Below are 21,703 nucleotides of genomic sequence, written 5' to 3'. Positions count from 1 at the left end.
TCAGGCTGCGTAGCCAGTCATTGCGTTGCTTTTGCCAATGTTGCGCAGGATTTCTTTGGCAGCGTTGGCGCCCGGAGCCGCCATCACACCGCCGCCTGGGTGGGCTGAGGATCCGACGATATACATGCCATCAATCGGCGTATCGTATTGCGCGTAGCCGGGGACCGGACGGTTAAAGAGCAGCTGATCAAAGGTGAGCTCGCCCTGAAAAATGTTGCCTTCGGTAAGGCCGACTTCTTGCTCGATATCCCAAGGGGTGCGAATTTCAGCATGTACAGTCTTGCTGCGAATGTCGGGACAGGCCTGTTCCAGTTTGTCGAAGACACAATCGGCAAAGGCGCCGCGGGTCTGGCCATTCCAGTTGGTTCCGGCACGCACGCCGCCCACTTCCAGATCATAGGGCGCGTATTGCACAAAGACGGTCATCATGTGTTTGCCCGGCGGGGCCATGGTCGGGTCGATCTGACTTGGGATCAGCATGTCGAAATAGGGGTTTTGCGACCAGCGCCCCTCTTTCCAATCGTCATAGGCGCGTTCCAGTTCGTTCAGGCTTTCGGCGCAATGCAGATCGCCGCGCAAGAAAGGCGCACCTTTGGGCGCGGCAGGAAAATCGGGCAAGGCATCCAGTGCAATGTTCAACTTGCCCGACGAGCCGCGAATCTTGAACCTTTTGACCGCCTTCAAAAAATCGGAGGGTAAATGCTGCTGCTCGGTATGCTCCAGGAAAGTTCGCTTCACATCCATATTGGAGGCCACTAAGGGCGCGCGGTATTCATCGCCATTTTCCAACGCCACGCCTGTAACTCGGCCATTGGAAACCAGAAACCGGTCGATGCCTGAGCCAGTTACGATAGTGCCGCCTGCTTCCTCGAAACAGGCTCCAAGTGCGTTGGAGATCGCACCCATTCCGCCACGGGCAAAGCCCCAGGCTCCAATCGCGCCGTCTACGTCGCCCATGTAGTGGTGTAACAGAACGTACGCTGTACCCGGTGAATAGACGCCCAAGCCAGTACCGATGATTCCTGCCCCGGCTATGTGGGCTTTGATCAGGTCATTCTCGAAATGCTCGTCGAGAAAATCACCGATCGACATCGACCAGAAGCGCAGGGTCTCGCCCAATTCTTTTTTGCCCAACCCGTGCGCCTGTTTGATCAGAAAAAGCAGCTCGCCGATGTCGCGCGGCTTCAACGAGGTTGGGTCCGGTGCGTTGCGCAGCAGGAAAGGCCGAATGAACCGGCATTGGCGGATCACCGTTTGACTGAAGCGGTCATAGGCATCCGCATCATGTGCACTATGACGTGAGATTTCCCGACGCAATGCGTCATGGTCGGACATATAGGCAAAATAATCGCCGTCCCGGCTAAAGCTCGCTCCTCCTTCGTAGGGGATAACTTGCAGCCCATATTTCGGCAGCTCCAGATCGCGCACGATTTCGCGGCGCAGCAACGAACAGACATAGGAGCAGTTGGAATAGGTCCACCCCTCGTGCAGGGACCGGCTCACCGCTGCGCCGCCAATCCAGTCGTTCTTTTCCACGACCAGAACCTTCAGCCCGGCCTTGGCCAGATAGCAGGCAGCAGTCAGACCATTGTGGCCGGCTCCTGCCACGATGGCGTCGTATCTGTCGTGTTGCCCCATGAATCTCTCCTGGCTCGGCCTTTGTCGGGTGGATCGTAGTAGAGATGATTTTCCTCGTAAAGTTTTTTTGAGCGCTCAAATAAAAATAAGTGGGCTGACAGGAGCAGCGAATTGTGGAACAAGGGAAAAAAGTCGAATTTTGGAATTCTCATGGTGGCATCGCAGGGCAGTGGCAGGAAGCCGCGCAAGGAACGCAAGGAAAACGCCGACATGCGACGGCGCCAGATTCTCGACGCGACTCTGAAATCGATTGTGACCAACGGGCTTGCCAAGACGACGCTGGCGACCGTTGCCAATGAGGCCGGGCTGTCGCAGGGCGTGGCAGTCTTCTATTTCAAGTCAAAGACCGGAATCCTTACTGAAGCACTGCGGGATCAATACCAAACCTACGAAGCCCACTGGGAGGCGGCACTGGACAAAGCACCCGAAGACCCCGCAGCCCGACTGCGCACGATCATCGAGGCGGATTTTAGTCCCAAGATCTGCAACCCCAGCGCACTCGCCATCTGGTTTGCATTCTTCGGTGAGCAGAATTTTGTTCCACAATATGCTGAGATCACCCGCGAGTTTGAGGACAAACGGTCTAAAATGCTCGGCGATATCTGCCATCAATTGGTGCCTGAAGACGCCGGCAAAGCTCGTTTGGCTGGCGGCTGGATCGATACACTAACCGACGGCTACTGGCAGAAACTGCATCTGTTCCCGCACATCTACTCCCGCGAAAGTGCGCTGGGGCAGACAATGGAATTCCTTCAATCGCTATTTCCCAACCATGCGGAGGCATTCCAGGCAAAGGTTGGGAAGTAATCCAGTCAGCAACGGTTCCGGTGAAAAGCTAAAGATGGCAGAAAAAATTACACCTTGACCTTGGGTTAAGTGGCGAGTGGCGAGAATTGACGAAATAGTCGCATACCAGCCTGCTTCAATCCCAGTGCCTTGTGTGAACCCTTGTTTCAACAAGGCCACTCAGTTTTAGCGACGATGCCATCACTGATTGTGAATGTGGCATCGAATTTAGAAGTTGAAATTTCTGGTATCGAATCCGGGTACCTGGTGATCAAAATCGACAATGGTAATGCTGTAGCAACTATAGCAGGGCATAGGTCTGCAACGTTGGAAGATGTGACAACCAATGATCTGATCGCGCCCGATGTCGCATCCAAATTAGTCGTGTTCGTACTCTTGGTTTCTGACCCTGCCCTGTCTGCTGTCCAAAATAATGAGACTGACTAGGTTTGTTTGATATGCGAAGGTTTCCGACTTCTCGAAACATCCAGAAAGGGGGAATGAGAGAGAAACCCTGCACACGAAAAAGCAACAGTGAGACGCTTGTCAATTTGATCAACCCCACCTTTGAGTCCATCCCCATTCCATCGCCAGACAGAAAATCACTGCCCTACCCGCCGTCGAACAGGATCGAGCCCGTGCCGCGATTCAACTCTTCATCGCCTCCACCGCCGTTCAGTGTGTCGTTGCCCTCGACCGAGGAGGCAAGGGCGGACATCCGCAAGGGTTGTTCCAACGACAAAAGATTTAGCTCCCGCGGCGTTTCCGGTTGTATTCTGTTATCCGGGGCCGGGACGGCACCGGCCCCATTAAGAAGGGTCGAAATGCTGACCAATTGAGTACTGCCTGTGGCCAGCGCCGCAGTTGCCAGAACCAGACGAACGCTGTTTTGTATGAGGCTCAGGTTGGCAGTGGTCAGTCCGGCGGTGTTGGATAAATTTGCAAGATTGTCGCCAGACCGGATGGCTGATTCAAATCGCAAGTGAATTTCTAGCTAGATCTCGACAGGATGCCGTCATCCCAGCTCAGATTGTCAACGGGCTGATTGCGGCGAAGGTGGCGCTGCTTTGCGTCGCGAGCGAAGCCGCCAAGTCTGTATCATCGGTTTTCTCCGCGCGCGAGGACAGGAGAAAGAGAATGAAACCGGTGGTCGAGACTGGGGTCGTCAATGCCAAAACGGCCGTTTGCGTGTTGTCGTTGATTTCCAGTGCGCTGTTCAGAAAGTCGACGGTTGACCAATGACCGTGAAATTCGCCGCATTGAAGGCATCGGCTACGGTCAGGTTTAGATCGCCGTCAACGTCTCTAAACGAATGGTCCGAAATTCTCTGGTTCTGCTCCACAAATTCCGCGGATTCGTTGAGAGTCCGGAAGTATGCGATGGAATTTGTAAGGGAGTCGAAGTCGGAAAGGTGTATGACGTCAGCGCCGTCGGGGCGGTTTGTTTCATCAACTCCCAAAGTTCTCATTCGTGGTCAACATAGCCGCATGTACATTCACCGGGATTGGTCGACAGCCCGCCGTGTTGGTCAATACGGCAACTCATGCACTTCAGTTTTAAACTTATTTGACTATGCTCCACTTTGCTCGAAAAGCTAATCTGTTCGTCCAGATGGCGTGCATCGGGAATAATTGTTTTCGCCCCAGGGCGACGACCGCCTTCTTGCGACTGGCGCGACTTTAAGACCGGGTCCGACCTCTGCTATTCCGATCTCTTGCCAGTTTCACTCGCTGACTGCCTCATAGAGAGTAGTGCGCAGCGTAGGATCACCGCGTATCGATATTCTGCCGCCATGGTTGATGTCCGCCGATTGGCAACACTGGGATGTTAAGCCAAGATATGCACCGACCGATCTGTAATTTGTGAATCGGTCTGGATTGTCGCTCGTCACAACAAAGGCCACGGCACTCACAGGACCAACACATGTGATTGTCATCAATCGATTGGCAAGTTTCATCTTTTTTCGAACGGCACGCCATTTCTTTACCAAACTCAACCGCTTGTCGAAGGGCCGTTGTTCTCAGGTCAAATGAAGGCAGACTGAAGCTGTACAGGTTTGGCCGATCTTTAAGGATCGCGTGGATCCGCTCATCGTAAGTCCGAAGATACTTTGGTAGCCGCAGTCCGAACCTGGCCATTACGCACGAGGTTGTGTATCGGGCATTCACGCGGGATTTCAAGGTGCCTTCCCGGCTTTCAGCAACACCCGTGGTTCCTGTGCGACCCGGCTCATGACCTCGAACCTCGTGTAAAACCCCGTGCAGGCAAGTTCGACCTGCATCGCTGAATAGTTCGCAAACCTGATTTCTACAACGAGTCCGCATTTCTACAATAGTGCTAAATTAACGATCCAAGGGTTCAATGTTGCATGATTATCAAGATCGCCGTGCGCCACTAGGATTTCGTCCAGTTCGCGGCACAGCGCTGAATGACACAGGTAGCCAAAAAAGCGTGAAATTAAGCTTCCATCGGAAATTTCACACCGTCGAAAGAAGTTGTCACAGTTTGCGCCTTCAAAACCCGTGACGAAAATTAAATGATAGCCCATCCTCAAAAAATGTAGTCAAACTTGCGGCAGAGAAGCACGGATCAACTGCCGCATTTCCAAAAAAATTCAATTAATTGATAATGACATTATAACTACATATTTCTATTAACTTCTTTTGTGTTTGATGCGAAGAAAACGAAGAAGATCTATCCTACAAAATGAACTCCGCTCTGCTACAAGCTAAGCGGCACCCTCGTCACAGTTCGGACACCTTGTCGGCCGACAGCGAGATGATCGACTCGAGCGTCGAAATCACGACATATCGTGTTGAAGTCTCATGCTGAACGGCATTATGAATGACGTTGCAATCCTTATTGCTATGAAGCATCTGGCCCCAGTGCAAAACGCGCTCGGTTCCAATTTATAAGGCAAATGAGAAAAATACTCTTATGAAAAATCCATTCGTAGTTGAGCGTAGCAATGCAACCGGAGTTCCTCAGCCCGATTTCGAGGTCCCCCTACGCGAACAATACTGCCAGGTGGCAGAGGACGTCATCGTCGAAGGGCTGCTGATCGCCTGGGCACAGCGCACCGGAGCAAATCTGTCGTCCTGCCGCTACTTAGAGATCGGTGCCAATCACCCGTTTGCCACAAGTGCCAGTTACCTGCTGCAACGCCTACATGGCATGACCGGAGTGCTGGTCGAAGACAATGCCGATCTGTTGGACGGGTTGAAGGCGGCACGCCCTCGGGACGAGGTGGCTTATTGCGCAATAACATCTCAGGACGTTAGCGAGGTGGATGTTTATATCTCCAACCATTCAGAACAAAGCTCGCCAAACCGGGGTTTGATCGAGGATTGGCAGAATGGCGGGGATGGTCAGGCCAATACCCGCAAGGTTCCCGCGAAGCGGGTCAACACTTTGCTGGAGACGCATTTCGATAACACCGGGCCGATCTTCATTTCGGTCAATATCGAGGGGTCGGACCTCGATGTTCTGCAGGACGTGGACTGGGTGCGCTGGCGGCCTGCGGTCGTCCAGGCCAAGCCGTCGGACCACTTTGCTCCTGATCAAAGCACGGATATTGTCACCTTCATGCACGAAAAAGGCTACGTCTTAGTAGCCCGGACCGGGGCTAACATGATTTTTGCTGATCGCGCTTCGTTGTTCGACGGCGTGCCCACCGTATCGCAAGAAAAGGGCGCCCACCCTATCCCGGTGCCAACCGCCCCATTCGTTGCTCCCCAACCCTACTATAGCGAGTCCGTCTCCGTGGGTATAGTCACGCGCACCAAGAACCGCACAGTTTTGTTGCGACGAGCCTTGGAGAGCGTGAAGCACCAAACCTACCCGCACTGGCAGCTCGTTGTCGTGAACGATGGGGGGGAGCCCGGCCTGGTTGATGAGCTGGTGCATGCCATTTTCGAAGGTGACGATCGCGTCCAGGTGGTCCATCATCCACAGTCAGTGGGTATGGAGGCTGCGAGTAACTCAGGACTGACCCGGCTCACTACCGAGCTGGCCGTTATCCACGACGACGACGACAGTTGGGCACCTGACATGCTGGCTGTGGCAACGGCCGTACTGCGGCAGAGAAATGCCATCATGCCTAGCATTCGGGGTGTGGTGACGCGTGTCAATTGGGTCCAAGAAACCGTGACTGCCAACCACATTAAGATCAATCAAATCGAACCCTGGAACGACCATTCCCCGGACCGTTTGAACGAAGGCTTGATAAGCCTAGCGCGGTTGGCCTTGCAAAACCTCTACCCTCCGATTGCTTTCGTTTTCGATCTCTCTCTAGCACGACAACTGGGCTGTTATGATCAGAACCTACCTGTCTTAGGCGATTGGGATTTTCACCTAAGGTTCTGCATGGAGGCGGATATATGGGTGCATCCCGAGTTGCTCGCCTTTTATCATCACAGAGAACACGCAACCGGAGACATGGGCAACACCGTAGTGGCCGGTAAAGCAAAGCACGATTTGTACAACGCCTATATCCGCAACAAGCTGCTGCGAACGGCGGACAGCCCCAAGGCGGCGGCGATGGTGCTCTTGCGGGAACAGGGGCACCAGCTACAGGCGCTCGCAGAAAAGCTGGACCATACGCATTTCAATAAGCGCAGCGGCCGACCTAAAAAGAAGAGCGGAAAGAAGAAATCGAAACTGGGCGCATTCTTGTCGGAGCTCAACAGGAAGCGCAAGCGTATTGGATTCTAGTGAGGCTGGGAGACCGCTATGAGTGACAGGGATTTTTCGGGAGTCGAGCTGGTAAGCTTCGACATCTTCGACACCCTATTGCACCGCCTTGTGCTGGCACCCGTTGATGTATTTGAACTGGTTAGACTGCGCGCCTTCGAGGACTCGCGAAGCCTTCTGAACCACCAGCACCTCGACGGCTTCGTGGAGTCCCGCATGCTGGCCGAAGCCAAGGCACGTTCTCGCCGCGTGGCTGAGCAAGGTGGCGAAGGCGAGATTACTTTTGACGAGATCTATGACCAATGGCTGCAGGAGACCGGGGCCACGCCTGACTTGGCGGACTGGCTGAAGACGCTGGAGCTAGAGTGTGAGGCCCGCGTGCTTCACGCCTCGGCGGAGGGCAAGGCGTTTTATGACGCCGCGCGCGCCTCTGGCTGTGACATCCTCTTTGTCAGCGACATGTACCTGCCGGCGGTGTTCTTACGCGACACGCTGGTGACCGAAGGCTTTGACGGCGCGGAAGGCTATCCGCTGTACGTCTCCGGCGAGGCGCGACTATCCAAGCACACTGGCACTCTTTACGGCCTTATTGCCGAAGTAGAGGGCCAGAAAACAGGCGCGCACTGGCTTCATGTGGGGGACAATCTGCATTCCGACGTGACAAAGGCGCGCGAGGCCGGGCTGGCGACCCATCATGCCACCTGGGCCAAGATCAAAAACGTACCCACCGTGCGGCCTAACGCGCACGGTTGCGGCAACTTTGTGCGGTCCTTGATGGAAGCTCTGAAAGAGCCTCACGCTTGCAGCCGGATGCCACAGGATCCGCTTGAGCGCATCGGTTACCGAGTTTGGGGACCGATGCTGTTCGGCTTTAGTTGCTGGCTGATCTCGCAGTTTCGCAGCACCGACATTCAGCGCACGGTGTTTGTTGCACGCGATGGGTGGCTGATGCTGAAACTCGTGCAGGCTTGTCTCGAGAAACTTCCTGCAACGGACATGACATCGAGCTATTTTTACATGTCGCGCAAAACAGGCTTCAAAACAGGTGTGCGAGATTGGCATTCGTCGCGCACTTGGTATTATGCTGCGGGAAAGAACCGTACTACCGCAAAACGTATTTTCTCTGCTGCAGGTATCGACGCTGAAGATCATCGCGGCGTTCTGAAGAATTTCGGTATCTCGAATATCGACGCCGTCTTGCCAGAACACTTGAAAGCTTGCGCAGTACAAGCACTTAATAGCACGTACATGGAGATTCTGCGACGCAACGCCGAAAACCGCAAGACTTTCTCGCGGTTTTATGACGAAGCCCTGACAGATAATACTCGCGTTGCTCTCGTTGACATCGGATGGGTAGGCAACATTCAGCGCTGTTTTTTACACTCTCTAAGCAATCCGACCGCCTCGACCAACGTATTTGGTTTTTACTTAGGATTGCATCGTGACCACATGCATCTAAACGCCGAACTGGGTATGAATATGCAAGGCTGGTTAAATGGCTCAGACAAATATGATAGTTTGACCCAAGCGCTGTTGTCCGGAGGGGTCGAACTTTTGGAGTTCATCCTCACTGCCCCGCATGGTTCGACTATCGACCTCACGGTAGACGGGAGCGAAATTACTCCGGTTCTAGAGGATCAAGAACCGCAAGAAAAAGAACACCAGGCACTGGCGCAGCGTGCGCAGGCCGGTGTTATTCGTTTTGTCGAGGATCACGTCTTTTTGCTGGATTGGTTATCACCTGAAACTCTGGGCAATCCAGCATGGGCAGACGCCTTCTTACAGCTTGTCAATGAGCCAGACCAAGAAGCGCTCCAACACCTGGCCAATGTTACCCATTCAGATGGCCCCGGCGCAAACAACGCCCGTTTGGTTTTGGCTCCCAAGTTACCACCCAAAGCTGCGTCCAGTCTCAAGCTTTGGGAAAAAGCCCGAAGAGATGCGTATTGGAAGGCCGCCTTCGACATACTCAACAAAAAGCCGAGCGCATAAAAACAGAATGGGCGATTGAAACACCTAAACCCGGAAATCATAATACACTGCATTCAGGGCCTCGAAGCTAATAAAAATGACTGGTGCATTTTCTAAATCAACGCGCAGTGAAAAGCGACCGCCTGTGCCTCTTGGTTCTTGAAAGGTACATGGCGCTTCTTCAAGCGAGCCGCGACTTGATAAATAAATTCTGCATCCGTGCCATCTTTATTCTGCTGCTTCACGAACGGTTTCACATAACATTGCGCAATAAGCCTGACGTCACAACTTATGTGCCCGACCTCACGATCCCAATACTACGCAATGTAACTGGGTTCTATTGCCTCCTCGCATATTGGCTATTTGCCAAAGCACTTGAGGACCTGACCCCTGCGGGGGTTCTGCCGCAATTTCCTCCAAATCGGTTGTTTTCGAACATAAAAACATATTTCTTGGGCTAGGAGAGCGTCTACATCTTCAGAACCCGCTTATTTGACAACCTGAACTACCGCCGCTAAGTGCTGCCGTAGAGTGCTTCAATAGTTACTCTGGAGCGGGTCACGCAGGCTATTTTCCGGGACTGAAACCAAGTTTTGTGACTAAGACCTCAAGGGATGGATGAATGCTATCCAGTGCGCATGTCTCACGCAGAAATGCAGCAGATCTCTGCCCGCAGGAAACCGCCCAAAAAGAAACGCCCGCCTGGGCTGCGCAGCGCCCGTCAACTTCACTGTCTCCGCAATGGGCCACTGCTCCAAATTCTTGCAGGCACATGGCCTTAGCGTTCGCGGCAGTTGCGCCCGGCGTAACAACCTTCACAGCTGAGAACATCTGAGCCAGATCGCAGCGATCCAAAGTGTCGTGCACACCCCGAAGACTCTGCCGCGCGGTTATCAGGACCAGATCGGCGTGACTGCTAAAGATCTGTAACGCGTGCTTTGCACCGGGCAAGACGTGGTCCAAGGTCAGAACCGCTGGGTCTTCGATCCTGGTCAGCCACTGATCTCCAAAGTCCTCCGGAGGCGCTATGTGCTGAGCGCGTAATGCGGCCAAAGTAGACAACCCGCTGCGCTTCGCGGCCCAAATCGCCTCCTCGTGGGGCCAAATCTCGGGGCAAATATCCAGCAAAACTCTCATCTGGCGTGGGCGGCAATCGAGAATTGTACCGTCCAGATCTATGCCGATTACGGGTTTTTCGGCCATGTTACGTGCTCTTGGAAGGATCGGGTAACAAAAACATCCTCACGAGGCAATGGCTTGAAGAACTGCGTTGGGTCAATGCCGCAATGCATCGCCACGTGTGCCGAAGCGAAATCACAGCCCACAGCCAGAGACATCGGCGTTGCCCCACCAACGCGGGGATTGACGTCAATGACCCGCCAATCAGCGACTTCGCTTTTTCCTCGCACCTGAAAACAGAAAGATCCCGTTAAACCAACGGCGAGCGAGACTTTAGAGGCCAGAGCCTTCAACACGGGATCCTCAAAAACCCGAGCTTTGGTGCAGACGCCAGCTTTGACCTCCAGACGTTCCCGGCAACAATGCGCGACCAACTCTCCCGGCCTGTTGCAGAAGACATCAACGGTGATCTCCGTGCCGAGAACAAAAGGCTGCACGATCATTTCACCTGAACCCACGCTTGCTTGCGCACGTTTGAGGGCGGCCTCATCCAAAAGCTTAACAGCCCCCTTGCTGCCGACACCCGTACGTGGTTTCGCGTGCAAATGCTTACCGCACCATTTTGCGCTGTTAAGCGATTGCGTTTTCGGCACGGGAACACCGCAATGCTCAAAACGTTCGGCCAATCTGCTCTTGTCGCGGGTAAGGGCAATTGCTGCATTGTCGGGAGCCAGCAAGTTGATCCCCTTTGCAGCGAATTGGTCACGCGCTAATGTCGCTGCAGCAATCTCAGCGTCATGGATCGGGTAATATGCGGACCATGTATCAGTACTCAAAATGCGAGCTACTTCTTCTGCAAACCGATTGTCTTCGGCTGGAGAAACTTGTTGAAAGTCAAACTCCGTCGCGGCCGCTACAAGGTGCGATGGGTTCGTATCACATGCCAAAAGCCGCGGCGGACATTTCCACTTGGCAAGAGCACGCAGGACACCGAGACCGGTTGCCGAGCCTGCCGATCCAACGGCAATCGCCAATTGATTTCTTGACATTGAAAGCACCTTGCGTCGTTTAGGGGCTAGTGTGCAGAAACATAAAGGGCAAGAATGTGGATTTTGCAAACAAAGAAATTGAACGAATTTCAGCTACCGCACAAAACAGTTGGTATGAAAGGCCTGCCGGGTTGGCCACAATCCGCCACAGCTTCTCGATTTTTCGGCGCTTCATGACCGGCGACGAAAAGATCCTCGAAATGGGACCAGCGGAAGGCACCATGACAGCCGAGCTTCTCGGCGCGCGTCTTGATGTTGAACTTCTGGAAGGCTCGCCAGAGTTCGCAGATATTCTGCGCAGAAAATTCCCTGACACCCCTTTGCACGTTGCACTCTTCGAGGCATGGGATAGTGATCCCAAATATGATGTCATTTTGCTAGGGCATGTACTGGAGCACGTGGACAATCCACCACAAATCCTGGCCCGCGCCGCCAAATGGCTCAAACCCGGCGGCCGGATTATCTGCGCTGTACCAAACTGCCGCTCGCTGCACCGTCAAGCTGCGGTGATTATGGGTTTGCTGCAGACCGAGCAAGATATGTCCGCAAAAGACATCCACCATGGGCACCGGCGCGTCTATTCGCCTGAGAGCTTGCGGGCGGAGTTCACCTCGGCCGGACTCAACATCGACTTCTTTGGAGGCTATTGGCTAAAGCCGATTTCAGATGGCCAGATCGAAGCGGATTGGTCGCCTGAAATGCTGGATGCCTTTATGGTTTTGGGTGAGCGCTACCCTGATATCGCCGCAGAGCTGGTGATTGTCGCTTCGCCTCGCTAAACGCTCAATGTGAGACAGTCTGATCTCTAACGAAAACTCTAATGAATCACTTTAAAGCGGCCCACTCTTGACACTTTTTAATGTTGGACTGGACCGTTGAGGCTAAATTATGAGAACCAACATGACACAAGTTCTGGGATCTTGCCGACATATTGATTTGCCGGTTGTGGCCGACCCGCGAGGTGATCTGACCTTTGTCGAAGGCTCAAATCATGTCCCTTTTGATATTGCCCGTGTGTATTACCTCTACAACGTACCCGCCGAAAGCAGCCGGGGCGGTCATGCGCACCGCGAATTGCGACAAGTCATCTTTGCTCTGTCGGGTTCTTTCCGCGTCACCATCGACGACGGCACAAGGAGTGAAGACCATTGGCTGCGTACTCCAAAGCGAGGCCTTCTTGTTGAAAGGCTGATCTGGAGGGAAATGGATGCGTTCAGCCAGGGAGCTGTCTGCATGGTGCTGGCCTCAGCGCCTTATGACGAAGCCGATTACATTCGGGATTATGACAAGTATCGCGCGGAGGTTGGAGCGGTTTGATCCCCTTTCTCGATCTTGCCGCTGCGACTGCGGAGCTTGAATCAGATCTTGCCGCTGCCACCGACCGTGTGCTCAAGTCAGGTTGGTATATTGGTGGCGCAGAGGTCACTGCGTTTGAACAGAAATGGGCACACTATTGCGGGGTTGACCATGCCATCGGCACGGGCAACGGCCTTGACGCCCTGGTATTGGCTCTTCGTGCCTGCGGCATCGGTCCCGGGGATGGCGTGATTGTACCGTCACACACGTTTATCGCCACCTGGCTCGCGGTCAGCCAGGTGGGTGCTGTGCCGCAACCAGTGGAACCGGACCCTGGCACAATGAATATAGATGTTTCGCGGATTGAGGCTGCGCTGACACCCGAAACACGAGCAATTCTGCCCGTGCACCTCTACGGGCAACCCGTTGATCTGGATCCCATCCTCAATCTGGCACAGACTCATAATCTGCGCGTCATTGAAGACGCCGCTCAAGCGCATGGCGCATGCTATAGAGGGCGCAGGATCGGCGGCCATGGTGATGCGGTTTGCTGGAGTTTCTATCCGGGCAAGAACCTAGGGGCGTTTGGTGACGCCGGCGCTGTAACCACTTCCGATCCGGATCTCGCTGAAACCATACGCAGGCTGGGCAACTACGGCTCTGATCAGAAATACGTACACAGTGCCCGGGGGTTGAACTCACGGCTAGATCCAATGCAAGCGGCGCTACTCTCAGTCAAATTGCGCTATCTAGACGATTGGACCGCCAGGCGAAGGGCTTTGGCCGCTGCCTATGAAAAAGCTCTGGGCAAAACCGGGCTTATTTTGCCGGAGGTGCCCGATTGGGCTGACCCGGCTTGGCACCTATACGTCGTACGCTCAAAAAACCGCGAGATAGTGCAAAAGCAGCTTAAAAAAGCGGGCATAGGTACGTTGGTTCACTATCCCATAGCCTGCCATAGACAGGGTGCTTACTTGGACATGGCGCAAATGCTCCTGCCCTTGGCGGAGGATCTGGCACAAACAGTACTGTCCTTCCCAATGGGTCCTCACTGTCCACCAGACGCGCCACTACAGGTAGCTGAGGCGCTTTCAAACATATGAAAAGTTAGGTTGTTAAATCAGCAGACGCTTTAGCGACCGTCTGAACTTAGCGTAGCGATAGCCTCGTTTGGCGCGGAGGCGCAAGGATTCACTAACATGTTCCGCCTTGCCGAAGGCCCGCAAAAGGTCCATGTCGCCTATGTCCCGTGCGTGGTTCAGGGTCATCTCTGCCAAACGGTGTGTCAGCAAGACTCTATGCTTTTCACCAAATATCTCGGCAACCAAGGCTTGGGTTTTCTTGAAATCCTCGAATGTCGGCTCTGGCGCATTCATAACCAAAAAATCAAAACCTTCCCAATACTCTTCAGGAATATACTTGGCCACAACTTCGAATATAAAACGCATTTGACGCCACTTCTTTTTGTGGACGTTGTCTGCATGCATCCGGTAGACCCATAAAGCTCCTTCATGGAACCAAAACCGGTGTTGCCTTCGCCGCGTTTCATTAAAAAACCGCAGCACCAATGCATAGTCGTCTGCTGAAACGGTGGTGTCGAACCCGCCCACACTTGTGATGAGTTCACGACGTATCACCATGCCCTGCAGAAACACCATCCCAGATTGGCGGTACAGATGCCTCTGGAACATCTCTTCGGGGTCACCACTGCGCAGACCCTGGACGAAGTCCTGCCGATAAATGCTGCCGGGTGATTCCAAAAGATCGTCATTGAGCATAAGCTGACGCGGAATAGCGAACTCTAACGTCGAATCGGCAATCAATCGATCGATGATTTTCTGAAGCGGGAAGACTGGACCAAACATATCATCACCCGACATAAACACCACATAGGGCCCATCGGTCATGTCGAGAAGTTTTTGTGCATTTTCAGCAACTTGACCAGTGTTTTTTTGGATGATCACGCTGATTGGGAGGCCACTTTCTTCGGCAAACTTTTGTGCAAGCGCGCCGGTCCCGTCAGGTGAACCATCATCCAAAACAGTTACGTCAAAATTCGGGTAGTTCAGGTTCGCAAGCGAAGCAAGGCAATCCTCAATATATGCCGCATGCTGATAAGTTGTTATTATTACGGAAACTTTCGGCGAGCCACAAGCAACTAGCATGGGTGCTTGCAGGTCTTGAGGTCATGGAATCTTAAGTGGCGATTAGCATAATTCAGACGTTTTTTCAATTGACTGGTCCACCTGGTTATTTGATCGAGTTTTGTAGATTCCGGAATACGGACCCCTAACTCGGAGTAGTTGGCCCATCAAGGGCTATGAGGCACAGAACTTCAAAGTTCCTACCCGCGCCCAGTTGATTGATTTGCGATAAGCCTTACCCCCAGCCTATCAACACAATTGCAGGCAAGTCTCGTTGCGACAAAGCCTGACGCAATGTACTGATAACAAGTTTTCGTCTTTGTCGGCCGATTCAAACCCTGCCCATGTCATGTTGAAGGAGCTTTCCCAAAGCGCCCGCCCGACAGACTGAATTTCTGCGTTCCAGTGGACGTTGCTAAGCCGCAACCGCAGCGCAACTTGATGCTCCGTCGTCACCCCAATACGGAATCTCTTGACAGAACACTTGTCGTGTTGCTCGTCCAATCCCGCCGGCGGGCTTGCATTCGGTCACGTGCATTCAACTTTTTGTGTTCAGGCACCGTATCTGGTGCGGTGCATGCCGGTAGCGATGCAAGCAAGATCAATTGGGGTTGACTATTGTTGCGTCAAACTGGAAAAGTCCGCGTTGACTGAGCAAAAACTTGCCTGACATACTTGTTTGACCGGGTGTGCTCTTCGTTGACAGTTCCCGCGCACACTCGGAGTTGAGATATGCACTTGAACCCTTACTTGTACGAATTGATCCAAGAAAAAGGGATTCCCAAACCAGATATCGAGGTGCCACTAAGAGAACAATACGGGCAGCTTGCAGAAGATGTTATCGTTGATGCACTTTTGTCCGCATGGTCGTTGCGCGCCGGTGTTGAACTTAGGACATGTAAGTATCTAGAACTTGGTGGTAATCATCCATTTGCTACAAGCGCAACATTCCTTCTACATCGCCAACAAGGGATGCGCGGTATCATCGTCGAAGCCAATATTGACTTGATCGGCACGCTTCGTTCCGCACGCCCTCTCGACACAATCGTTCATTGCGCAATAACACCAGACGACCAAGATACTGTCGAATTCTTCGTTTCCAACCAATCCGAACTTAGTTCACTCGATCGGCGGTTTGTTGAAGAATGGCGAGGGGGCTCAGTCGGAATTGCGGATATTCGTACAGTCCCGGCTATGCGCATCAATTCACTGCTCGAGAAGTATTTTGGGCAAGAAGCTCCGGTCTTTCTTGCAATTGACGTTGAAGGTATTGATCTGCAAATCCTGCAGGATCTGAACTGGAAAAACTGGCGCCCCGTGATTGTGCAGGTCGAACCATCAGACCATCACATTGCAGGTAATTCGGACGCAATGATCGAATTCCTAGAAAACCAGAAATACGTTCTCGCCGCTCGCACTCAAGTCAATCTGATATTCGTGGACAAAGACGCATTATTCGCTCAGAGAGTTGAGCCCCGCCCAAAGAAGTCGAAGTGGACAAAGCGTTTCGGGATGAATCCAAGACATCTTCTGCGGCTATGAAGTGACTCCAGTACTTGGTCCTCCATTTCCTAAACATGCCGATGGACCAATTCAGTTGGGGAGGCTCACGACAATCGTAACATTACAGACTCTAACACTAAGCTGTCGAAAAGAGTCAAATCACCGCCGGCAATAAATTCTATGGTGAACGGGCACGTTTTTTTGCGGAGCGTTTGAAACGTGCCCTGGTCCGTTCGCTAAACGGAACCGCCTGATGCGAAAGTGCTGTCAGAAGGTGGTAAGTGATCAGATTTTTTAGTGATTTTGTTTGATTGTTCCTAGAAGGTTGCTGCATCTCATTTTGCTCCGCATTCGCAACCGTGATCGGCTTCCAGTAATGGGAAATATTTTCCCAGTTTCTGTTTCCCACCCCGCGGCTATGAGGCACAGATCCTAGCATTGCATATTGCCCCGAACTCGGCGAGGAACACAGATTCTCGAATAGACGGCGATTAAATTGGCGCAGATCGCTGCTGACTATGCCTCTAGCCAAAGGCGCCATGTCCTTGATGAAACTAAGGCTTCCATTCCAGGTTGCTTCGACAAACACATCGCGCACGCGAGCGGCAGGCGTATGAGGTGTAGTAATAGTATTCCATCCATTCTCACCCTCCGGTAAAGCATAAAGAGATGACGGAGCGACTGCGGAAAAAATCAACTCGACAGTCTCTAAAGCACTCGAAATCGCCTGATCCACCCAATCGGGTCGACCACGTTCGAAAAGATAGCCCATTTGCGATAGCGTCTCTGGCGCTTGATCGTGAGACCCGACGCAAAAGCAGGGCCAGTGGACATCCAGTATTCCATTCATAGCCGCTGCAGATGATAGCGCCCAACCCACATCGAACCAAGCAGTCGACTGATCATCGCGCGAAATCGCCAACTCTGCAGAAAACATCCTTTGCAGCGCGGCGCGCTCACGTTTGGCTTGCGCCCGCAGATAACGCGAATGCCGTTCGAAATGCTGCGCCGGACGCAGTTTTTCAGCACCAAGCATTTCATCCGGGGGCATATCCAATGCAAGCACGTCGAAGAATTCCTGCGCGCATATTTTCTTTGGCGTCGAAGCAAATAGTTTCTCGATGCTTTCGAATCCGCCCAAAAGCAGAAGTGGAAAAACCGACATCCGCCGCGATGACGGTACAAGTCTATATTCAAATGGATAAGATCCGACATTGGGCTTTAGAATGTCCAGCGCCTCTTTCAGGATGTTACCGTCACGTTCCAGCAAGACAATGCGTTGAATTCCGGACGACGCCGCCTGATCGACCATAAATTTTATCATACCAAGGAGAAGTGGCCCACCGTAGCAATACCCAAACCCTTCCAGAGTCCCCATCTCTACGCGGCCTGTCACCGCTCCGTGCGTTGCCTGACCGGCGATTATGTTACTGGTTGATGTTTCGGCAGCAACTACAACCTTAGAAACATGATCATGCTGACCTGCCGCCGTCTCATGGAGATTCGACGCTAGGATCGCACTCAGCCCAGCAGATTGCGCATTCCGGAAATCAGACACGAGATTGTCGCCGATATGGAGTATTTTTTTTGGCGCTATGTTTTCCCGCTGAATGAAATGCGGGTAGATCTTACCATTGTATTTGCCCACATCATTTGCCCGCATATCGGCAGATGTATATACGGCATCAACAGTCACACCGCTTCCTTTCAAAAGGCGCGAAACTTGAGAAGACTGAAAATAAATATCCGAAACCGCAATGGTGCGGATTCCACGCGCACGCGCCTCGGCAATCAACCTAACAAATGTTGGATTCGCAAAAAGAAACGCGTCTTCAGCCTGCAGTTCTCTCTCTATGGCATCGTCAGGCAATTCTTGCAAAGTTCCGAGCACATCGTAAATCTCGCCGATTGAGACCTCATTCCCTCGTTCCCTGTGGCCCTTCCGTGCCATGGCTTCTGCGTTTATGCGATTGGCGCAAAAACCTGGCTCGTCAAACGCTTCTTCAATCCATGCAAAGACATCAGTTGGCCTTAAACAGCGTCGAGCTAGGATCGTATCAAACACATCTAACGACAGCAGTTCGACACCTGCAAACAAATCATCAAGTGATGAGGCAGGCAAGTACAGAGCTGGCAAAAAACCTGCAGAGTGATTTTTTGAGTGAGGCATAATGAACGCTTGTTGAAGGATTTTACCGTTCACTTAACACGAGCATTTGCGGATGGCCATCGGCACATACGCCTATGCAGGGCTCGAGTGCGGTTCAATGCTGATTTGGCGTGTCCGCTTTAGGGATATGTAGATGTGACGTAAGGGCAAACCCATAAACTCCGACTTATCTGACAGAATATCAGGGTATCGAGCAGATTTGACAAATTTTGGACAAAATGATGCTGCAGATAAGCATTGGCCCGCTGCCTATCTCATACCGAAGACAGCCGCCAAAACCGGATCACGATACTGAAGACTAATTTTCATTATTCCATTAGAAGATGGCGTCTGAGTTTGTGAAAGGTTTGCGAAAATGACAATTCGTTGTCTCGTTGACGACTAAAAAACTAGTAAGGAAGTTACAACAGTGGTTGTCTATACAAATGATCAGATTGCCAACTATTTAGTTTATGAAGCAGGTGCTACCGCCAAGAAGTGGGCATCTTCCGACATCTCGGTCAGTTTCAACGGTGTTGCGACAAGCGCACAGCATCTCGTTTCCATGGCGCTTGGTACGTGGTCAAGCGTTACCGGTTTGAACTTTTACAAGGTCAATTCGTCGGCGCAAATCACTTTTGACGATGAGGACAGCGGAGCTTACGCACAGTCTTATTTTTGGCCAACCGGCGGATCGGTTTGGAACTTCGCTTCGTCAAGTGTGAACGTCAGCAAGGCGTGGACCGCGTACTACGGGACAAGTTACAACAGCTATTCCCATCAGACATATTTACACGAGATTGGTCACGCAATTGGGCTTGGGCATGCAGGAAATTACAATGGTAGTGCAACCTATGGTGTACACAACCACTATGACAATGATAGTTGGCAGGCTTCTATCATGTCGTACTTCTCGCAGACCGAAAATACCCTTGTAAATGCATCATTCGCATTTGTCATTACCCCTATGATTGCAGATATCTTAGCGGTTTGGACTCTTTACGGGACGCCAAATAACATCCGCACCAATGATACAAAGTATGGATATGGCTCTAACGCCGGCGGCGTATATGACAAAATCACAGAAGTAGGCGGCCGCGTTGCCTTCACCATTGTTGACGACGGTGGAGTTGATACCATCGACTTTTATTACGACACCTATAGTCAACGCGTTGATCTAAAGGCAGAAAGCTATTCCGATGTTTTTGGCTTGATCGGGAACATGGCCATCATGCGTGGAACCGTTATCGAAAACTACATCGCCGGACAAGGCAATGACTATCTTCTTGGCAACAACCAGAACAACTATATCCGCGGAAGCGGAGGTAACGATCAGATATTTGGAGTGACCGGCAATGATTCCCTCCACGGCGGAGTTGGGAACGATATCCTCGTCGGAGGCGTCGGAAACGATTCATTGTTCGGTGACGAAGGCGCCGATACTTTGGCCGGCGGGGATGGAAATGACTTTTTGAGGGGGTGGCTAGGTTCTGACGTCCTTTGGGGTGACGGCGGAGATGACTCCATGCATGGAGGCCAGGATAAGGACATTCTCCTTGGCGGAGCCGGAAATGACGCTCTTTTCGGTGACGACGGAAATGATTTGTTGGTCGGGGGCACTGGCAAGGACTTTTTGCGGGGCTGGACAGGATCCGACGAGATCTGGGGTGACGATGGAAATGACAGTCTGCATGGGGGCCAAAACGACGATGTTCTTGTAGGAGGCAATGGCAATGACGCCGTTTATGGGGATCAGGGCAACGACACGGTCGTCGGAGGTGACGGCAACGACTGGCTTGCCGGTTGGGAAGGGTCCGACAACCTTTGGGGAGGTGCCGACAACGACACCTTGATCGGAGACTCTGGCGACGATTTCTTGTTCGGTGAAGAAGGCGATGACATGCTTATCGGGGGAGTCGGCAATGATGAACTGACCGGAGGAGTTGGTACGGATAAGTTTCTCTTTGGAAGGAATAGTGGCAATGATCGCATTACCGATTTCACGCAGGGAGAAGATGTTATCCAGTTAGACGGTATCGTCCAGAGTTTTTTAGAGCTTCAAATCAGCTCTAACGATGCGGGCATTTTAATCAATACCGGGTCCGGGACAATTCAGTTGGATGGAATATCCCCGGAAAGCGTAACGGTTGACGACTTCCAGTTCATCTAAGTGCAATATTTTGACATTCTCCAAATGATCGGGTCAGCGAGTTTCGTGATTGAGTTGCCAAACCAAGCTGCCATGGGCATTGAGCCTCGTCTGCCGTCCTGAGGGGCCTAGCGTCGAGACCCTTTGATTACCCTCTGATTACGTAATTCAGGATGAAAATGGAAGTGTGGCAAACTTTAAGCTCGGATTGACGAGCGCGCGCTTTCAGTAACCTTTTGTCTAAGCATCACTTTCGGGCAGGCGCTAACATGATCTTATTCCAAAGGTCCCATTTCCGCAAAAATGAGATCCTGTATGCCGTTTTCTTATTCCTGCGCCATGCAATTTCGCGCGGCGATTTGGAAGGGACCGTAGCCAAACGGAGCGTTGAAGTCGACCATGCCGCATTGAACACCCAAATCCCGATTCATTCGCCGATGTTGAGGCTCGCGCGCAGGTCAAAAAGAGCGTGAAGCAAATATCATGGCACATGGCCGAGAGTTACCTGCGCTTCGCGGTAATTTGATTTGACTTCATCGAACCGACGAAACGACAGGAAGTACCCTTGAAATCATGCAACCTGCCCGCTTTTTTCGCGCCTCAGCTGTGAAGGATAACTTCACTCGCGAGAATTTGGCAGTGTTGGCAGATACACCGCTTTTGGATTTGCAGGTTTTGTGGGAGTAGGATCGTCTGATTGTCGAGTAGGGGCGACGGACAATTGGGTTGCTCACAAAAGTATCGAAGTCTCCAGCATCGCGGCGCTCAGATAGGTGCAGGGTGTCTCGACCGAGCAGGATAGGTTCGCCATCAATCATCCGCTAAGCAATACGATCACACCCATCCGCGCCAAGCCCTCAACATGTGCGCGCCCGCACCGGAAACAATTTTTTGAAAACGCCAACTCAGTGTCCCAGGAACAGGGGACTAAACAGGTGAGCATCGTATGATGGTAAGGCCCAACTGCGAACACTGCGCTATGATAAACCGTTGTTTTTATTAAGTTACCGGATCAAAGACGCTTCAACTGTATTGGCAACGATGGTTGTGAATCGCAGATTGCCGGTTCATACTGCCCCAAAACAGAATTATTTGACTTTGTCTCTTTGCACTGGTGTCCGATGAAGTGAAGGCAGACTTTCACACATTCTTGTCACGACGCAGTTTGGTTGGCCAGTTTCACGCGAGACCAATCAAAGACGATATT

Annotated in this window: 16 protein-coding genes; 9 read left to right on the top strand and 7 right to left on the bottom strand. The window is 52.2% G+C overall.

Annotation, left to right across the window (positions count from 1 at the left end; translation table 11 throughout):
* A complete protein-coding gene (locus AC2TDJ_RS09275; protein ID WP_480841486.1) occupies window positions 1–1,638 on the bottom strand; it encodes a phytoene desaturase family protein in 1,638 nt (545 codons plus the stop codon).
* 153 nt (window positions 1,639–1,791) lie between these two features.
* On the opposite strand from AC2TDJ_RS09275, the gene AC2TDJ_RS09270 reads away from it, so the two are divergent.
* A complete protein-coding gene (locus AC2TDJ_RS09270; RefSeq protein ID WP_480841484.1) occupies window positions 1,792–2,445 on the top strand; it encodes a TetR family transcriptional regulator C-terminal domain-containing protein in 654 nt (217 codons plus the stop codon).
* Between the two features lie 174 nt (window positions 2,446–2,619).
* A complete protein-coding gene (locus tag AC2TDJ_RS09265) occupies window positions 2,620–2,871 on the top strand; it encodes a hypothetical protein (RefSeq protein ID WP_480841482.1) in 252 nt (83 codons plus the stop codon).
* A 1,276-nt stretch (window positions 2,872–4,147) separates the two neighbouring features.
* Here AC2TDJ_RS09265 and AC2TDJ_RS09260 read toward each other — a convergent pair.
* Both AC2TDJ_RS09260 and AC2TDJ_RS09255 read right to left on the bottom strand, forming a co-directional pair.
* Entirely contained in the window at window positions 4,148–4,360 is a 213-nt protein-coding gene (locus AC2TDJ_RS09260; RefSeq protein ID WP_480842236.1) for a transposase, read from the bottom strand.
* 808 nt (window positions 4,361–5,168) lie between these two features.
* On the bottom strand, window positions 5,169–5,300 hold the full coding sequence (locus AC2TDJ_RS09255; RefSeq protein ID WP_480841481.1) for a hypothetical protein: 132 nt from the start codon (window positions 5,298–5,300) through the stop codon (window positions 5,169–5,171).
* Window positions 5,301–5,361: 61 nt separating this feature from the next.
* On the opposite strand from AC2TDJ_RS09255, the gene AC2TDJ_RS09250 reads away from it, so the two are divergent.
* Both AC2TDJ_RS09250 and AC2TDJ_RS09245 read left to right on the top strand, forming a co-directional pair.
* The gene (locus tag AC2TDJ_RS09250) at window positions 5,362–7,137 is read left to right on the top strand and encodes a glycosyltransferase (RefSeq protein WP_480841479.1); all 1,776 of its coding nucleotides are present in this window, start codon (window positions 5,362–5,364) and stop codon (window positions 7,135–7,137) included.
* Window positions 7,138–7,155: 18 nt separating this feature from the next.
* On the top strand, window positions 7,156–9,108 hold the full coding sequence (locus AC2TDJ_RS09245; protein ID WP_480841477.1) for a hypothetical protein: 1,953 nt from the start codon (window positions 7,156–7,158) through the stop codon (window positions 9,106–9,108).
* Between the two features lie 546 nt (window positions 9,109–9,654).
* Here the strand turns inward: AC2TDJ_RS09245 and AC2TDJ_RS09240 are convergent.
* Together AC2TDJ_RS09240 and AC2TDJ_RS09235 are read right to left on the bottom strand one after the other, a co-directional pair.
* Window positions 9,655–10,290 (bottom strand): HAD family hydrolase, encoded by a 636-nt coding sequence (locus AC2TDJ_RS09240; protein ID WP_480841475.1) that lies wholly within the window; start codon window positions 10,288–10,290, stop codon window positions 9,655–9,657.
* A complete protein-coding gene (locus AC2TDJ_RS09235; protein ID WP_480841473.1) occupies window positions 10,272–11,255 on the bottom strand; it encodes an ATP-grasp domain-containing protein in 984 nt (327 codons plus the stop codon). The genes AC2TDJ_RS09240 and AC2TDJ_RS09235 overlap by 19 nt, the downstream gene beginning before the upstream one ends.
* Before the next feature lie 56 nt (window positions 11,256–11,311).
* Between AC2TDJ_RS09235 and AC2TDJ_RS09230 the strand changes: the two genes are divergently transcribed.
* The 3 genes from AC2TDJ_RS09230 to AC2TDJ_RS09220 all read left to right on the top strand — a co-directional run bounded on the left by AC2TDJ_RS09230 (window position 11,312) and on the right by AC2TDJ_RS09220 (window position 13,654).
* Window positions 11,312–12,034 (top strand): class I SAM-dependent methyltransferase, encoded by a 723-nt coding sequence (locus tag AC2TDJ_RS09230; protein WP_480841471.1) that lies wholly within the window; start codon window positions 11,312–11,314, stop codon window positions 12,032–12,034.
* 121 nt (window positions 12,035–12,155) lie between these two features.
* Window positions 12,156–12,572, top strand: coding sequence for a sugar 3,4-ketoisomerase (locus tag AC2TDJ_RS09225; protein ID WP_480841469.1), 417 nt, complete (start codon window positions 12,156–12,158; stop codon window positions 12,570–12,572).
* The gene (locus AC2TDJ_RS09220) at window positions 12,569–13,654 is read left to right on the top strand and encodes a DegT/DnrJ/EryC1/StrS family aminotransferase (protein WP_480841467.1); all 1,086 of its coding nucleotides are present in this window, start codon (window positions 12,569–12,571) and stop codon (window positions 13,652–13,654) included. Before AC2TDJ_RS09225 ends, AC2TDJ_RS09220 begins: the two co-directional genes overlap by 4 nt.
* Window positions 13,655–13,666: 12 nt before the next feature.
* On the opposite strand, the gene AC2TDJ_RS09215 is transcribed toward AC2TDJ_RS09220, so the two are convergent.
* Window positions 13,667–14,716: a glycosyltransferase family 2 protein gene (locus AC2TDJ_RS09215; protein ID WP_480841465.1), complete on the bottom strand. Its 1,050-nt coding sequence runs from the start codon at window positions 14,714–14,716 to the stop codon at window positions 13,667–13,669.
* Between the two features lie 711 nt (window positions 14,717–15,427).
* Between AC2TDJ_RS09215 and AC2TDJ_RS09210 the strand changes: the two genes are divergently transcribed.
* On the top strand, window positions 15,428–16,237 hold the full coding sequence (locus AC2TDJ_RS09210) for an FkbM family methyltransferase (protein WP_480841463.1): 810 nt from the start codon (window positions 15,428–15,430) through the stop codon (window positions 16,235–16,237).
* A gap of 139 nt (window positions 16,238–16,376) precedes the next feature.
* Here the strand turns inward: AC2TDJ_RS09210 and AC2TDJ_RS09205 are convergent, their stop codons facing one another.
* Window positions 16,377–18,401: an HAD family hydrolase gene (locus tag AC2TDJ_RS09205; RefSeq protein ID WP_480841461.1), complete on the bottom strand. Its 2,025-nt coding sequence runs from the start codon at window positions 18,399–18,401 to the stop codon at window positions 16,377–16,379.
* Between the two features lie 376 nt (window positions 18,402–18,777).
* Here AC2TDJ_RS09205 and AC2TDJ_RS09200 point away from each other — a divergent pair, with 376 nt between their 5' ends.
* Window positions 18,778–20,517, top strand: coding sequence for a M10 family metallopeptidase (locus AC2TDJ_RS09200; RefSeq protein ID WP_480841459.1), 1,740 nt, complete (start codon window positions 18,778–18,780; stop codon window positions 20,515–20,517).
* Window positions 20,518–21,703 lie beyond the last annotated feature (1,186 nt).

The sequence above is a fragment of the Ruegeria sp. HKCCD6647-2 genome (assembly GCF_057221075.1).
The sequence above is the reverse complement of the archived record's forward strand: the minus strand, read 5'-3'. Positions and strand labels throughout refer to the sequence as shown.

Excerpts from the sequence above, each read along its gene's own strand:
- AC2TDJ_RS09275 (WP_480841486.1), bottom strand. The coding sequence starts at position 1,638 with ATGGGGCAACACGACAGATACGACGCCATCGTGGCAGGAGCCGGCCAC.
- AC2TDJ_RS09265 (WP_480841482.1), top strand. The coding sequence starts at position 2,620 with ATGCCATCACTGATTGTGAATGTGGCATCGAATTTAGAAGTTGAAATT.
- AC2TDJ_RS09260 (WP_480842236.1), bottom strand. The coding sequence starts at position 4,360 with ATGACAATCACATGTGTTGGTCCTGTGAGTGCCGTGGCCTTTGTTGTG.
- AC2TDJ_RS09255 (WP_480841481.1), bottom strand. The coding sequence starts at position 5,300 with ATGCTTCATAGCAATAAGGATTGCAACGTCATTCATAATGCCGTTCAG.
- AC2TDJ_RS09250 (WP_480841479.1), top strand. The coding sequence starts at position 5,362 with ATGAAAAATCCATTCGTAGTTGAGCGTAGCAATGCAACCGGAGTTCCT.
- AC2TDJ_RS09245 (WP_480841477.1), top strand. The coding sequence starts at position 7,156 with ATGAGTGACAGGGATTTTTCGGGAGTCGAGCTGGTAAGCTTCGACATC.
- AC2TDJ_RS09240 (WP_480841475.1), bottom strand. The coding sequence starts at position 10,290 with ATGGCCGAAAAACCCGTAATCGGCATAGATCTGGACGGTACAATTCTC.
- AC2TDJ_RS09235 (WP_480841473.1), bottom strand. The coding sequence starts at position 11,255 with ATGTCAAGAAATCAATTGGCGATTGCCGTTGGATCGGCAGGCTCGGCA.
- AC2TDJ_RS09225 (WP_480841469.1), top strand. The coding sequence starts at position 12,156 with ATGACACAAGTTCTGGGATCTTGCCGACATATTGATTTGCCGGTTGTG.
- AC2TDJ_RS09215 (WP_480841465.1), bottom strand. The coding sequence starts at position 14,716 with ATGCTAGTTGCTTGTGGCTCGCCGAAAGTTTCCGTAATAATAACAACT.
- AC2TDJ_RS09210 (WP_480841463.1), top strand. The coding sequence starts at position 15,428 with ATGCACTTGAACCCTTACTTGTACGAATTGATCCAAGAAAAAGGGATT.